This is a genomic window from Psychroserpens citreus (assembly GCF_055686305.1).
Genome location: NZ_CM145999.1, coordinates 660,226 through 675,644, shown reverse-complemented (window position 1 = coordinate 675,644; position 15,419 = coordinate 660,226). Strand labels below are relative to the sequence as shown.

9 protein-coding genes and 2 tRNA genes are annotated in these 15,419 nt (G+C 33.1%); 8 read left to right on the top strand and 3 right to left on the bottom strand.

Features of this window, described 5'->3' with window-relative positions:
• The first annotated feature begins 6 nt into the window (after positions 1-6).
• Positions 7-300 carry a hypothetical protein gene (locus ACTU6T_RS03150; RefSeq protein WP_460219812.1) on the top strand — a complete coding sequence of 98 codons (294 nt, stop codon included), beginning with the start codon at positions 7-9 and terminating at the stop codon, positions 298-300.
• A gap of 6 nt (positions 301-306) precedes the next feature.
• Positions 307-2,799, top strand: coding sequence for an Hsp70 family protein (locus ACTU6T_RS03145; RefSeq protein WP_460219811.1), 2,493 nt, complete (start codon positions 307-309; stop codon positions 2,797-2,799).
• On the opposite strand, the gene ACTU6T_RS03140 is transcribed toward ACTU6T_RS03145, so the two are convergent.
• Positions 2,796-4,412: a hypothetical protein gene (locus ACTU6T_RS03140; RefSeq protein ID WP_460219810.1), complete on the bottom strand. Its 1,617-nt coding sequence runs from the start codon at positions 4,410-4,412 to the stop codon at positions 2,796-2,798. The two genes, ACTU6T_RS03145 and ACTU6T_RS03140, sit on opposite strands and share 4 nt — an antisense overlap.
• Before the next feature lie 159 nt (positions 4,413-4,571).
• Here ACTU6T_RS03140 and ACTU6T_RS03135 point away from each other — a divergent pair.
• Together ACTU6T_RS03135 and ACTU6T_RS03130 are read left to right on the top strand one after the other, a co-directional pair.
• Positions 4,572-4,646 (top strand) — tRNA-Val (locus ACTU6T_RS03135).
• A 43-nt stretch (positions 4,647-4,689) separates the two neighbouring features.
• A tRNA-Val gene (locus ACTU6T_RS03130) sits at positions 4,690-4,764 on the top strand.
• A 613-nt stretch (positions 4,765-5,377) separates the two neighbouring features.
• Here ACTU6T_RS03130 and ACTU6T_RS03125 read toward each other — a convergent pair.
• Both ACTU6T_RS03125 and gldJ read right to left on the bottom strand, forming a co-directional pair.
• On the bottom strand, positions 5,378-6,643 hold the full coding sequence (locus tag ACTU6T_RS03125) for a UDP-N-acetylmuramoyl-tripeptide--D-alanyl-D-alanine ligase (protein WP_460219809.1): 1,266 nt from the start codon (positions 6,641-6,643) through the stop codon (positions 5,378-5,380).
• Between the two features lie 68 nt (positions 6,644-6,711).
• Positions 6,712-8,394, bottom strand: a complete 1,683-nt coding sequence (gldJ, locus tag ACTU6T_RS03120; protein WP_460219808.1) for a gliding motility lipoprotein GldJ — start codon at positions 8,392-8,394, stop codon at positions 6,712-6,714.
• A 251-nt stretch (positions 8,395-8,645) separates the two neighbouring features.
• On the opposite strand from gldJ, the gene porU reads away from it, so the two are divergent.
• From porU to pdhA, 4 genes are all read left to right on the top strand, one after another.
• The gene (gene porU / locus ACTU6T_RS03115; protein WP_460219807.1) at positions 8,646-12,479 is read left to right on the top strand and encodes a type IX secretion system sortase PorU; all 3,834 of its coding nucleotides are present in this window, start codon (positions 8,646-8,648) and stop codon (positions 12,477-12,479) included.
• Positions 12,480-12,544: 65 nt separating this feature from the next.
• Positions 12,545-13,774, top strand: coding sequence for a type IX secretion system outer membrane channel protein PorV (gene porV, locus ACTU6T_RS03110; RefSeq protein WP_460219806.1), 1,230 nt, complete (start codon positions 12,545-12,547; stop codon positions 13,772-13,774).
• Positions 13,775-13,846: 72 nt separating this feature from the next.
• Positions 13,847-14,329, top strand: coding sequence for a cytidine deaminase (gene cdd, locus ACTU6T_RS03105; protein WP_460219805.1), 483 nt, complete (start codon positions 13,847-13,849; stop codon positions 14,327-14,329).
• An 89-nt stretch (positions 14,330-14,418) separates the two neighbouring features.
• On the top strand, positions 14,419-15,417 hold the full coding sequence (gene pdhA / locus ACTU6T_RS03100; protein ID WP_460219804.1) for a pyruvate dehydrogenase (acetyl-transferring) E1 component subunit alpha: 999 nt from the start codon (positions 14,419-14,421) through the stop codon (positions 15,415-15,417).
• The last annotated feature ends 2 nt before the right edge of the window (positions 15,418-15,419 follow it).

Below are 15,419 nucleotides of genomic sequence, written 5' to 3'. Positions count from 1 at the left end.
TTTAAAATGACAGAGATAATCAATCAAGTTTTCGCGTTAGATTTAAGACTAAAAAAAGACAATAACGATAGTGCAAATCGGTATTTAGATCGTATTTATCATGAATTTGAAGCTATGGGATTTCAAATTGTGAATCCAATTGGTCAGATCTATAGAAACGAAATGACAGATGTGGAAGCTAACATTTTGGGAGATTTAAATAGGAAATCTAAAATCACCAAAGTACTTAAGCCCGTAATTTATCAAGTTGAAAATAATGAAACCAGACTCCTTCAAAAAGGAATCGTAATTGTAGGATAGCCTCAAATGAAAACTATAAACTTTGCCATAGATTTAGGGACAACCAATAGTCTCATTGCTAAATATGATGATGGAAACGTCAAAATATATAATAACCCTTTAGGTTTAAAACAAACTTTGCCTTCTTGTATTGCGTTTCGAGGTAATAGAACTGTTATTGGAGATAAAGCTCTAGACTATTTAGAGAAAGACGCAGAGAATATTTGCATGCTGTTTAAGCGAAAAATGGGAACTCAAGATACCTATTATGTGCCAGCAATAGATAAAGAGATGTCTCCAATTGAACTATCTTCTTTAATTCTCAAAGAATTAAAAAACTTTGTTAATGATGTGGACGTAATAGAGTCAGTTGTTATTACAATTCCGGCATCATTTGATACGATACAATCTAATGCAACAAAAAAAGCAGGTTATATGGCTGGCTTTAAAGAGGTCGTGTTATTACAAGAACCTATAGCTGCCTGCTTAGCATTTGCCAACACATCTACTATTGAAGTTAGCAATAAACAATACTGGATTGTTTATGATTTTGGAGGAGGAACCTTTGATGTGGCATTAGTTGAAGTTAATGATCGAGAGCTAAAAGTAATTGATAACCTTGGTGATAATTATCTTGGAGGAGCCGATTTTGATAATCTAATTGTTGAGCACATCATTGTTCCTTTTATAGAACAAAAGTTAGGGCTTTCAGAGCTATGGAAAAATTTAAAATCAAAGACCACAAACTATAAAGGCTTGTATTTTGAACTACTTAAAATAGCAGAAGAAGCGAAGAAAGAATTATCACATTATGAAGAAACCGAAGTCGAATTAGATATTGAAATTAATGACACTGATTTTTATGAGACCTTTACATTTAAACGCGAAACGTTTGAAGGTTTAATATCTCAAAAAGTAGAACAGACTGTTACTTTTATTGAAGATGTGATTAAAAACAATCAATTATTAAATTCACAAATAGATCGTGTGGTACTTATTGGAGGAAGTACATATGTGCCATTAATTAAAAAACGAATTTCTGAAGCAATAGGTGTTGAAGTCAACTCTAGTATTGATCCAACTTCTGCCGTTGCTCTAGGTGCTGCATATTATGCTGGCTCAAAGCCGATGACGGTTACTACAGTTGACACTAAGATAGAAAAAGAAGCGGCAGATACTTTAAGTCTTAAGTTGTTTTATGAGCAAAATACCAGAGATTTAGAAGAATTAATTACAGGTAAAATACATTCGGTAGAGGCTAGTAGTTTTAGAATAATGCGAAAAGATGGAGGATATGATTCTGGAGTTAAGACATTAGATGATGGCGGATTTTCTGAGTTTGTTCCTTTATTAGAAGGACGATTAAATCAGTTTAAAATTCAATTGTTAAACACAGAATTAGACGTATTAAAAAGCTTAGACAATATTGCAATTAATCAAGGAAGTTATAATGTTCAAGGCCAACCATTGCCTAATGATATTTGTATGGAGATAGATGATCTTGATGCCTCAACAACCCGTTTAGAAATGGTATTTGCTAAGGGAAGTATTCTTCCACTGAAAAAGAAAATATACAAGACAGCTTCTAAAACCATATTGCAACAATCCGATTCTAATTTGATTATTAATATCATTGAAGGAAAGGCAAAAGGTTTACCAAGTTCGGGATTAAGTATTGGGTATATAGAAATTTCAGGAAAAGACCTTGAAGAGGATTTGATTAAAGGGACAGATATCGAAATAGAATTAGAAGTAACAGAGTCTAGAGATTTAAAAATTAATGTCTTTTTGCAAGCCTGTGATCAAGAGTTTAAAAATGTGTTCAGTGAATCAGAAAGAGCTATCAGTCTTCATAAAATAAACATGGAAATTAATACTGTCCTTGGAGATGTTGAAGCGCTTATTAGAGCTAATAATTCGGAAGAAAACTTTGAATATTCTCAGCAATTGGAAAAAATTCGAGTTGGATTAATCGAGACACAAATAGCAGCGTCACTTATTAATGATGATGATGTGTCTGACGCCAAATTTCAACTAGATGATAAGAAACGAAAATTGATTCAAGATTTTGATGATTTAACTCGAAATAAACTTATTGCCAAAGAAATAGAGGAGTATAATGATACGAAGGAAAGTTTAGAATATCAGCTCAATAAAGACGAAAACGAACGCTTTCAAGATAAGTATAAACGCATCATAAAAAATGAACGTGAAGTCATTAATTCAGGAAATAAATATTTAATTCGTGCCAAAATTAAAGAACTAGACGAGTTGTTTGACATTATCATAAAGTCTAGCGATGAAAATTTTATCACCTATTTCTTAAATCTTAAATTTTGCACTGAGTATTCTAATCAACGTAGAGCCGATAAACTATTTAAAGAAGGTGATAAGGCTCTAGAAAAACAAGATTATAAATCTTTGCGTCATATTGTATATGGTTTATCTGCTTTATTGCCTGACTACGAAAAAGAAAAACAGAAGCGCTTTAAGGATGATAGCCGAACAGGGTTAAGTTAATTCCGATATTTTCGATTGTAATAATCGGTGTATAGTTTGTTGATATTGATAGGTTTAGCGATTATGTTTTTAAATACAATACGCTCATTCCTCGTCGTATCTATAATTACTTTATTGGACGAGCTGCTTTCTACTTTACTAATCTTATCTTCAAAAGGATAGACTGTTATTGATTTCTTTTTATTAGCATCGTAATTTGTGATTTGAAACATATTGGATAAATCCATATTGTTTTTAAAGTGCGAAAAACGACTCGATACAAAATTCTTTCCTGTATAAAATACTAAAGAATCTGTATTAATGACTTTTATTGCTAGAGTTTTGTGTTTTGGAATGTAAATAGATTCGTCAATACCACCAGTTAGTCTAAAAACAATCAAATCCTGCTCACTCTTATTATCAATGTTTAGCAAGGTATTGTCATTGTTGTTTAAGGAATATGAAACCTCATTAAATGTTTTGGGGTAAGGATTAGTAAACGCTTCTAATGTTTTAATATAGCCTTCTTGACTATCTCCTCGTTCTACCTTTCGCTTTAATGTGTAAATGAATTTGATATGATCTGCTAGTTTGTAACGCTCATAGTTTGGTGTGTCTTCAACGCTTTCCGTAGATTCAATTACTGTCTCTTCAATACCATAGCCAGTTGCTTTTAAACTATCTAAAGTACGTCGAATTTGGTCGTTATATTCAATATTAAAATCACCATTTCTTATATAATCAAAATCATCACTACTATTAGACCCTTTACTGGCCCAGAAAATAATTCTGATAACAATCATAACAATTACAAAAACACTCCATCCGCCAAATCCAGAGCCTGTTTTACTACTTGATCTACTAGAATATGAGTATTCTCTAGCAATTCCGGCATTAGATCGTAGCGTTTCTCCTAGGAAAAAGTTCGAAGTTTCTAATACTGCAAATGCAACCATTGCTTTGGCTGCAAATCGAAATTGTGAATTATTGACATTTCTGCGTTTAGAATTGTAAACATCAATCACTTCAGAATTGAGTTCTTGTATTTCCTCGTTAAAATTGTCTGGATACTCATTTAAACAATTGATAAAAACTTTGTTCGTAATAAAGCTTACAGGATGCTCTTTATCTTTTAACCGTTTTTCTCGTAAGTAAACTGTGGCATAGTTGAGACGTGCTTTGAAGAAATTAATAATAAGTTGATTGTTTTCTTCTGAAAAAAGCTGGTTGTGAGCCAACACTTTTAGAAGGAGAACATATTTACCTTTATTGAGGGTGTCTGAAAGGAACAATTTTAGATTCTCCTTCAAAAAAGGTGCTAGGAAATATGTCAACTCATCAATATCTTTAATTTCTGATTCGTCAATTTCAATCTCACTCTGTTTGATATATTGATGTTCTCCAGAAATAAGTTGTTTTAACCACTTATGTTTTTCGACAAATACATGACATTGTTTGGTAGACTCATCTTTTAGCTTTTCAATGAGTGTAGCAACTTCGCCTAAATTGTTAGCATCTCCTAACATCGCTTTAGCTTTGAGTTGTTTTTGAAGCTTAATAATTCCATTGGCGTCAATATTAGAAAGTGTTTCTATATCGATACCTAGTTGGTCAATAAATGAGATGTATTTCAAGGCTTAGTTTTATAAAACTTAAAAATATCAAAATAAATCAGAACACTATTAATTAGGTGATTTTTTTGAAGAAGTAAAGCCTGAAAAAATTATTTTAATTTTTTTTAAAAAAGCTTTTGGTAATTAAAAATCTAGACTATATTTGCAGTCCAATATTTAGGGCGCGTAGCTCAGTTGGTTCAGAGCACTTGGTTTACACCCAAGGGGTCAGGGGTTCGAATCCCTTCGCGCCCACAAAAGTCCACAGAAATGTGGACTTTTTTAGTTTTTAACATAAGGGTCATTAACTCAGTTGGTTTAGAGTGTTACCTTGACAGGGTAGAAGTCACTGGTTCGAATCCAGTATGACCCACATCAAGCAGAAAATCTACATGAAAGTGTAGATTTTTTTATTGAAGTAAATCCAAAGCAACGCTTTGAAGATTTACTTCAATAAAAAAAGATGAGTTGCTTTAGCAACAAGATTTTCTATTTGCAGTAATGGTTTAGTTCTGGAACAACGGAGTTAATCCAAGAAAAGCAACGCTTTGAAGATTTACTTCAATAAAAAAAGATGAGTTGCTTTAGCAACAAGATTTTCTATTTGCAGTAATGGTTTAGTTCTGGAACAACGGAGTTAATCCAAGAAAAGCAACGCTTTGAAGATTTACTTCAATAAAAAAAGATGAGTTGCTTTAGCAACAAGATTTTCTATTTGCAGTAATGGTTTAGTTCTGGAACAACGGAGTTAATCCAAGAAAAGCAACGCTTTGAAGATTTACTTCAATAAAAAAAGATGAGTTGCTTTAGCAACAAGATTTTCTATTTGCAGTAATGGTTTAGTTCTGGAACAACGGAGTTAATCCAAGAAAAGCAACGCTTTGAAGATTTACTTCAATAAAAAAAGATAAGTTGCTTTAGCAACAAGATTTTCTATTTGCTGAAGTGATTTTGATATAGAATAACTTAATTAAGTTTAGATGATCTTAAAGTAATTCTAAAATTCGTTCTAAAGCCATACCTCGAGATCCTTTAATTAAAAACGTATTGTTTTTAAATTCGAAATCTTGGAACGTTTTTTTAAGACTGTCAAATGATTCAAAATAGTAAATACTATCATGTTTTACTTTACTGTTGTTAAAGTTCTCACCTACTAAAATTACACAATCTATATTTAGATCATTAACATAGTTAGCAACAGACTGGTGTTCTAATTGTGCCGCATCTCCCAATTCAAACATGTCCCCTAAAATAACAACCTTATTAGTATTATCTAATTGATTAAAGTTTGATAATGCCGCGTTCATACTCGTAGGATTGGCATTATAGGCATCTAAAATAATATGATGACCCTTTTTTTCGATAATTTGAGAACGATTATTATTTGGGATATAATGCTCAATTGCATTAATGATTTTACTATCAGGAACTTTGAAATACCTACCAATAACAATGGCTGCACAAATGTTATTATAATTATAGGCTCCTGTAAGATGTGATTGAATGATATGTTCGTTATAAGCAAGCTTTACATAAGGTTGAGAATTGAGCAGTTTTGTGTCATTACCAAATAAAACCTGCTTAGGATAATCACCAACTTGTTTAATTTGTAAAGAGTCATTGGCATTTACGAAAATAGTTTTATTATTATCCCTCAGGTGTACATACATTTCCGATTTTCCTTTAATCACACCTTCAAGTCCACCAAATCCCTCAAGATGCGCTTTTCCGAAGTTAGTAATGAAACCATAATCAGGTAAAGCAATGTTGGTAAGGAATTCAATTTCTTTTTGGTGATTTGCACCCATTTCAACGATTCCAATGTCAGTTTTGGAAGTTAGACTCAATAAGGTTAAAGGAACACCAATATGATTGTTCAAATTACCAATGGTTGCAGTAGTATTATATGTTTTTGATAGCACTGCATTAATAAGTTCTTTGGTGGTTGTTTTTCCATTACTTCCCGTAAGAGAAATGATAGGAATGTTTAAGGTTTTACGATGATATGTTGCTAGTTCTTGAAGCGTTTTTAATACATTGTCTACCAAGATATATTGATTGCTTTTTTGATATTTTTTTTCATCAATAATTGCAAAAGAAGCTCCTTTTCTAATAGCATTTTCGGCAAAGGTGTTGCCATTAAAATTATCGCCTTTAAGTGCAAAAAACATGCAGTTATTTGAAATTTTTCTCGTATCTGTGCAAGCTGTAGAGCAATCTAAATAATGTTGATAGATAGTGTGTATTGTCATAAAATAAATGTAATAAAAAAAGTCCTAATCAATAATGACTAGGACTTCAAATTTATCTTTAAAACTATTTAGTTTCTTTTTTTATTTCCTTGAGATTTTGAACCAACTCTAGACATTGCACATCTAAATCCGATGTAATCTGTTGCCATATCTTGTGGGAAGTATCTACGTTGAGCAGGATCAATCCAATATGCTCGATCTCTCCATGAGCCACCTTTATATACTCTTACTTCATCATTAATTAACGACGTTCTGTCATTAGAAGTGTCATATTCTTTCAATAGCTTTCCTGTAGAATCTTTTTCAACATTATGTCTTGGAGAATTATACATTTTACGAGTATTGCTATCATCATTAACGGTGTCGTCTTCGTCAAAACTATCAGCATATTGACGAGAAGATCTTACATCTCCATCTCTAAAGTTTCTGTTATCACTCTTGTCAAATTGAGTTCTTAAATAGGTTTCGTTTTCATCAACACCAACTTGAAGAATTTCACCTGGTAAGTTTCTTGCAACAATTTGTCCATTACTTAGTGTGTCGTAAACGATTTCATCAGGAGTAACAATTTTTACTGTACCATCTTCATTAATTGCATTTTTAGTATAAACATTACCTCTATAGTAGTTGAAATCATTGAATTCATCGTCAACAATAGGTCTGTAAACATCGGCAACCCATTCAGCAACATTTCCTGCCATATCGTAAAGACCATAATCATTAGGTTGGTAAGACATGACTTCAGCGGTGATGTCTGCACCATCATCAGACCAGCCTGCAATTCCACCATAATCACCTTTTCCTTGTTTAAAATTAGCTAATTGATCACCTCTAGTTGTTCTTTTTCCAGAACGAGTATATTGCCCATCCCAAGGGTATTTTTTACGTCCTCTGTACACGTTGTAGCTACGTAATTCACTTAGACCAAGTGCAGCATATTCCCATTCTGCTTCTGTAGGAAGTCTATAATCTGGTGAGAAAATACCAGACTCTCTACTAGCATATACATTAATTGTATCACCTGCAGCAGTAGTTTGTACTCTACGTCTTGATTTTTCTGGGTTAATTATTGAATCATTCCCTCCGTATGTCTGTGTAGGAGCATTGATATAAGTATCGATATTAAAATTGCTTTCAGCCGAAGAGGCAAGGTGAGAATCTCGCTCTAAGTAACCAGCATTTTGTAAATCCATTTCGGCAACTCTATCGGTTCTCCAGTTTGCAAATTCAACAGCTTGGATCCAACTAACACCTACAACAGGATATTCACCATAACCTGGATGACGTAAATAGTTTTCGGTCATCATTTCTGCATAACCTAAACGGTTTCTCCATACTAAAGTATCTGGAAGTGCACCTTCATATATTAATCTGTAGTTTTCTTCTTCTGGCGGATAAGTTCTCTTTATCCAGTCCAAATATTCAGTATACATTTTATTGGTAACTTCAGTTTCATCCATATAAAATGACTGCACGTGTTGTTGGTTTGGAGAATTGTTCCAATCATGCATAACATCATCTTGAACTTTTCCCATTGTGAACGTACCACCTTCAATAAAGACTAATCCTGGTCCAGTTTCCTGTTCTTGGAATTTGTCATTGTATTGAAAACCACCATTTTTATCGTTGATTTTCCATCCTGTTGCTCTAGAAGTGTTCTTGTCAGAAGAATTTCTACTACAACTAACGATTGTTAAAGAAACTACTAGGGCTAATAGTATCCTTAGATTTAAGACGTTTTTCATATCCATACTTTTTAAGTAAGCTAGTTTAATTTTAGAGACGCAATATAGTAATTAAAGGTAAACTAACAACATTTTTTGGCAAAATCCTGCAAAAAAAGTTGCATTTCATCCTCTTTTTTGTACATGATAACGGATTTTTGGTCAGTTTATCGATGTATTTTGTCTTTAATAACGATTGAATAAATCATTTATTGTTGTAATTTTGAATAAAAAATTGAGACTCTATAATATCAGGAGTTTATAGGCGTTTATTTAGCATGAAAACATATTTACTAGTTCCATTAATTATAATTTCATTTTTAGGATATTCTCAGGAAAAAAGATTTAATATATCTTGGACTGAACCTACTGTTCTCGAAACAGAATCCTCTACTATTGAAATTCCGAGTTTTGATAGAAAGCATTTTAATTTTTCTAGAGAGCAAGGAATTGTTTTTTATGCGCAATGGGAAAGTTCTTCATTAGTTGATGAAAATTCAGTAGAATTAAGTCAAGTCGTTTATCAAAACATAAGTGCTAATGATCTTAAAGATTTGCCTTTATCTACAATACAAAGCGAGCCTGAAGCTAGATTGCGAAATGCTATTGATAGAGATAAAATATACACATATCTTGAGATTTCACCAATTATAAATGACAGAGGTGTGTATAAAAAAATAACAGCATTTACGATTAATTATCAAAATGGTGTTCAAAATAGAACCAACCAAACTACAAATGAAATAACGAATTCAATTCTGAGCTCTGGCGATTGGCATAAATTTTATGTTGATAAATCTGGAGTGTTTAGATTGAGTAAGAGTTTTTTGAATTCATTAGGGGTGAATACAAATGTTGACCCAAGAACGATTAAAGTCTATGGTAATGGAGGCGCAATGCTTCCTTTGGCTAACAATGAGTTTTATCCATTAGATCTTACAGAAAATGCAATTCGTTTTATAGGAGAAGAAGATGGTGTATTTAATGATAGTGACTATATTTTGTTCTATGCTGAAGGTCCTAGAGAGTACAATCAAGAAAGTGATACTAACATTAATTTATATACTGATAAATCATATTATTTTATCAATACCGGAGGAGGTTTAGGTAAGCGTATCGAACCAATGACTCAGCCTGAAGAAGATGAGACAATTGAAATTAATACATTTCAGGATTATCAGTTTCATGAGTTAGATGAAGAGAACATAGCAAAATTAGGGAGGCGCTGGTTTGGAGAGCGATTTAACATAGAAAATGAACAGAGTTTCTCTTTTAATTTTCCAAATTTAATAAGTGAGGAGCCAGCAAGAGTGAAGGTGTTAGTTGGAGCGGTGAGTCAAAGTCCAACCCCTACGATGCAAATTGTTTTAAACGGAACCTTGGTTAGTACTTTAGGCTTTTCTGCTATTGATGATCCTATATTAGCATCAGGAAATATCTATTCTGAAAATGTACTTTTATCATCACCTGAAGTGACCATAGATTTGATATCTAATAATAATGGTAACCCATCTGGTTCAACCTATTTAGATTATATATCTATTGAAGCTACTAGAAGTTTAATTTTTGAAGGCACCCAACTAAGATTCAAAAATAAAGATGTGGCTCTCAGCTCAGGTGTCGTTAAATACAATTTAGAAAATGCTACTAATGTTCAAGAGGTTTGGGATATTACAGATAAGTACAATGTAACTACTGTTTCTAACGCAGAGCAAAGTCAAACATTTAGTTTTAAAGATATTGCTGGCACGAGTAAAACTTATATTACAGTTTCTAATTTAGACTATTTTCAACCCTCAAGAGATAGTAATACCACTGTTGCTAATCAAAATATTAAAGGGACTATCTTTTTAAATAGCCAGGGAGAGTTTGAAGATATAGATTATATTATCGTTGCTAGAAATGATTTTGTGTCTCAAGCTGAACGGTTGGCTCAAATAAATAGGGATATACACAACCTTAATGTGAAGGTCGTAACACTTAATGAAATCTACACCGAATTTAGTTCAGGAAACCAAGATATAGGAGCTATTAGAAACATGGTAAAGTATGTCTATGATAATGCTAGTAGCCCAACAAACCGTATTAAATATCTTTGTCTTTTTGGCGATGCGTCTTTTGATCCGAAAGACAGAATTTCAAATAATACTAATATTGTTCCTATTTGGGCTTCTCAACAAAGTTTTAGTTTAACATCTTCATTCATCTCTGATGACTTCTATGGGATGATGGATGTTAATGAAGGACAAATGACGTCTGGTGATTTGTTAGATATAGCTGTGGGACGTATGTTAGTAGATACACCACAGAGAGCAAAAGAGATGGTTGATAAAGTTGAAGGCTACTATGCTGAAGAAGCTTTTGGGAGCTGGAGAAATAATATCATAACAATTTCAGATGATGTTGATATTCCTACTTGGGAATTTATTTTGCAAAACACAACAGATGCTATTGCTAATGAAGTATCGCAAGAAAAGCCATTTATTAATGCTGTTAAAATTCATACAGATGCTTTTCAGCAAGAATCTACAGCTAGTGGTGAACGTTACCCAGCTGTTAATAAGGCAGTAAAAGATGCTATTGAAGTAGGCGCATTGGTAGTGAATTATTTTGGACATGGAGGTGAAGATGGATTAGCAGCTGAGCGAATTTTTACAAAAAATGATGCTCAAGATATAAGGAATGTGTGTAAATTCAATGTATTCATCACAATTACATGCGAGTATACGAAATTTGATAATCCACTACGACAAACAGCAGGAGAGTTTACTTATTGGAATAAGGAAGGTGGTTCTATTGCATTAATTACAACAACACGACAAATTTTCGTGACCACAGGTGTGGGCTATAATGTTGTGCTTGAAGAATATTTATTTAGTTATGGATCTAACGAATATCCTTCAATAGCTGAAGCACTGAGATTAACAAAAAATGACCCTTCAATTTCAGGAAGTTCTCAAAGATCATTAGTGTTTTTTATTGGAGATCCGGCGATGAAATTAGCTATTCCAAGACCCGAGATTAGGTTAACAAAAGTGAATGATGTTTCTATAGATCAACAAACCGATATCTTGAAAGCTTTGGATAAAGTTAAATTATCTGGTGAGGTTTATGATACTGCAGGGAATTTTCTTTCCAATTATAATGGTATTCTAACAGCAACTGTTTTTGATAAAGAAATAGACAGACAAACATTAGGAAATGATAATGGAGATGCTGTTATTTTAGATTTCAAAACTTTAGGTGAAACTATTTTTAAGGGACAAGCAACAGTGACTAATGGTGCATTTGATTTTGAATTTGTTGTGCCTCGAGATATTCTTATTCCTGTAGGTCAAGGTAAAGTGAGTTTTTACTCTAAACAAGATAATATTTTAGATGATAAATCTGGATACAGTTTTGATATTCAAGTTGGAGGGATTAATGAAAATGCTGAAGAAGATAATACAGGACCGTTGATTAGTTTATTTATGAATGACGAAAACTTTGTGTCTGGTGGTATTACCAATGAACAACCCACTTTATTGGTTAAACTTCAAGATGAAAATGGGATTAACACTGCTAGTGGTATTGGACATGATATTGTTGCTGTCCTCGATGGAGATGAAACCAATCCATTTATACTCAATGATTATTATGAAGCAAATGTTGATGATTATCAAAGTGGAAAACTGAGTTATTTATTTAGAGACTTAGAATCAGGGTTACATACATTATCCTTAAAAGCTTGGGATGTATATAATAATTCTTCAACAGCTGAAATTGAGTTTTTAGTGAAAGATAAAGATGAAGAATTGGTAATAACGAATGTGTTAAATTATCCAAATCCATTTATTGATTACACAGAATTTTGGTTTAACCACAATAGTTCCGATGTTTTAGACGTTTCAGTACAGATATTTACTGTGTCAGGTAAATTGGTTCGAACTTTAAATGGTCAAACCTCTGGAGGAAGTAAAGTTACCAGCTCACTATCAAAAGATATTGTATGGGATGGAAGAGATGATTTTGGTAGTAAAATTGGAAAAGGGGTCTATATTTATAAACTAAAAGTGAGATCTAACCGTTTAAATAAACAAGTCGAAAAAATCGAAAAACTTGTGATACTATAATAAAGATTTATATTTGCTTAATATATGCAGTGTAGAAATACATTGATATAAACATGAATTTACATATGAAAAGATACATTTTAGCCCTAATTGCACTTACAGTTTTTAATACCGCTAAGGCTCAAGAAACAATAACATTTGATAACCAATCAACAGTAATTACTACAGGTGTGCCTTTTATGCTTATTGCTCCAGATGCACGTGCTGCTGGTATGGGAGATATGGGAGTTGCGACTTCAGTTGATGCTTATGCACAACAATGGAATGCTGCTAAATATACATTCTCTGAAGCTAAATCGGGTATTGCTGTAAGTTACACACCTTATTTAAGTAAATTGGTAAATGATATATCAATTGCTTACTTAACCTATTTCAATAGAATTGATGAAAGAAGTTCTTTTGGATTTAGTTTTAAATATTTTGGATTGGGAGAAATAGAGATTCGTCCTGATGAATTTTCTGAACCATTAATTGAGAAACCAAACGAATTTACTGTAGATGCATCTTATTCATTACGTTTAGCTGATCAATTTGCAATGTCTGTTGCATTAAGATATTTACGCTCAGATTTAAGAATTCAAGCTGTAGATGCTAATGCCCAAGCAGCAGGTTCTTTTGGAGTTGATATTTCAGGATATTATCAAAGTGAAGAAGAGGCTTATAATAGTTTTAATGGTAGAACTCGTTTTGGATTTGCAATTCAAAACTTAGGTCCTAAAATTAAATATGATGATGGCGGACGAGAAAACTTTTTACCAACTAACTTAAGATTGGGTGGTGGTTTTGATTTCATTTTTGATGATTACAATAAATTAGCTGTTACAGCTGAAGTAACAAAATTATTAGTGCCAACTCCACCATTATTCGGTTTTGTGGATACCAATGGAGATGGAGAACAAACGTCTGATGATCCTGCAACTGCAGATATAGATGAAAGTGAGCCAACAATCATTACTGAAGGTCAAACTAACGATGTAAGTTTCTTGTCAGGCGTATTTCAGTCTTTTGGTGATGCTCCAGGAGGCTTTAGTGAAGAATTAAAAGAATTTACTTGGGCATTAGGAGCTGAGTACTTATATCAAGAATCTTTTGCTTTTAGAGCTGGTTATTTTAATGAAAGTGATGAGAAAGGAGCGAGAAAGTTTTTTGCTTTAGGAGCTGGATTTAAATACACAACTATTAATATCGATTTGTCATACCTATTCTCAGCATCGAAAGTTCAAAGTCCGTTAGAAAATACATTGCGTTTTTCTCTAACATTTAATTTTGGAGATGGAGAATATGATGAATATTAATCGTTATAGTAATTCGAATACAAAACTATTGTTTCTCAAAAGCAATAGTTTTTTTGTCTAAATACATATCTAATGAAAGACATAAAAATAGAATCGACGCTTACGGTTTATGAGCGTATTGATGAGCTTCCAGAAGCCATAACTTCACTTATGGAAAAAGCCGTAGAAGCAAGACTTAAGGCGTATGCGCCTTATTCTAAATTTTTAGTTGGCGCTGCACTTTTATTAGACAATGGAGAAATCATTACTGGCAATAATCAAGAAAATGCATCTTACCCTTCGGGCTTATGTGCTGAGCGTACCGCAATTTATTATGCAGGCGCTCAATATCCAGATGCAAAAGTTTTAAAAATGGCGTTAACTGCTGGTTCTCAACTGCAAGAAACCTCTACACCAATTCCACCTTGTGGAGCTTGTAGACAGGCCATAGCTGAATATGAAGTAAAGCAAGACACACCCATAGAAATTTTCTTCATGGGAGAAACAGGTAAAATTGTAAAATCAGCTTCACTAGCAAATTTATTACCACTCGGTTTCGACAGAAGTTTTCTATAACGTTTTCGTAATAAATTTACGATTTTCAGTTTTTTCATTACTAACTAAAGTGTTACTTTTGTTATTCGTTTAAATAATTAGCGTCACCAATGCAAAAAATCACAAAAGAAGTTTACCTTAAATGGTATGAGGATATGTTGTTCTGGAGAAAGTTTGAAGATAAGCTTGCTGCAGTATATATTCAACAAAAAGTAAGAGGATTTCTTCATTTATATAATGGTCAAGAGGCTGTATTAGCTGGAGCGCTCCATGCTATGGATTTGACTAAAGATAAAATGATTACCGCATACAGAAATCACGTACAGCCAATTGGAATGGGTGTGGATCCAAAACGTGTTATGGCAGAATTGTACGGAAAAGCAACAGGAACTTCTCAAGGTTTGGGAGGCTCTATGCATATTTTCTCAAAGGAACATCGTTTTTATGGAGGTCATGGTATTGTAGGTGGGCAAATTCCACTTGGAGCTGGAATTGCGTTTGGTGATAAGTACCATGGGAGTGATGCTGTAACCTTATGTTGTTTTGGTGATGGTGCTGCACGTCAAGGATCGCTTCATGAAACATTTAACTTAGCAATGTTATGGAAATTACCAGTGGTATTTGTTTGTGAAAACAATGGTTATGCTATGGGAACGTCTGTAGAACGAACAGCGAATCATACCGATATTTGGAAACTAGGTTTAGGTTATGAAATGCCTTCTGGACCTGTTGATGGAATGAATCCAATTAAGGTGGCTGAAGCATTTGATGAAGCCATTGGAAGAGCTAGACGTGGAGAAGGTCCTACATTTTTGGAAGTGAAAACATATCGTTATAGAGGACATTCAATGTCTGATGCGCAACATTATAGAACTAAGGAAGAGGTTGAAGAATATAAAAAAATAGACCCAATTACTCAAGTTAAAGATATTTTACTTGAGAAGAAGTACGCCTCAGAAGATGATATTAAAGTCATAGATAAACGTGTGAAAGATTTGGTTAAAGAATGTGAGAAATTTGCAGAAGAGTCTCCATATCCAGACAAAAACGTTATGTATGATGCCGTTTATGAGCAAGAAGATTATCCATTTATACAACACAAAATATAAGC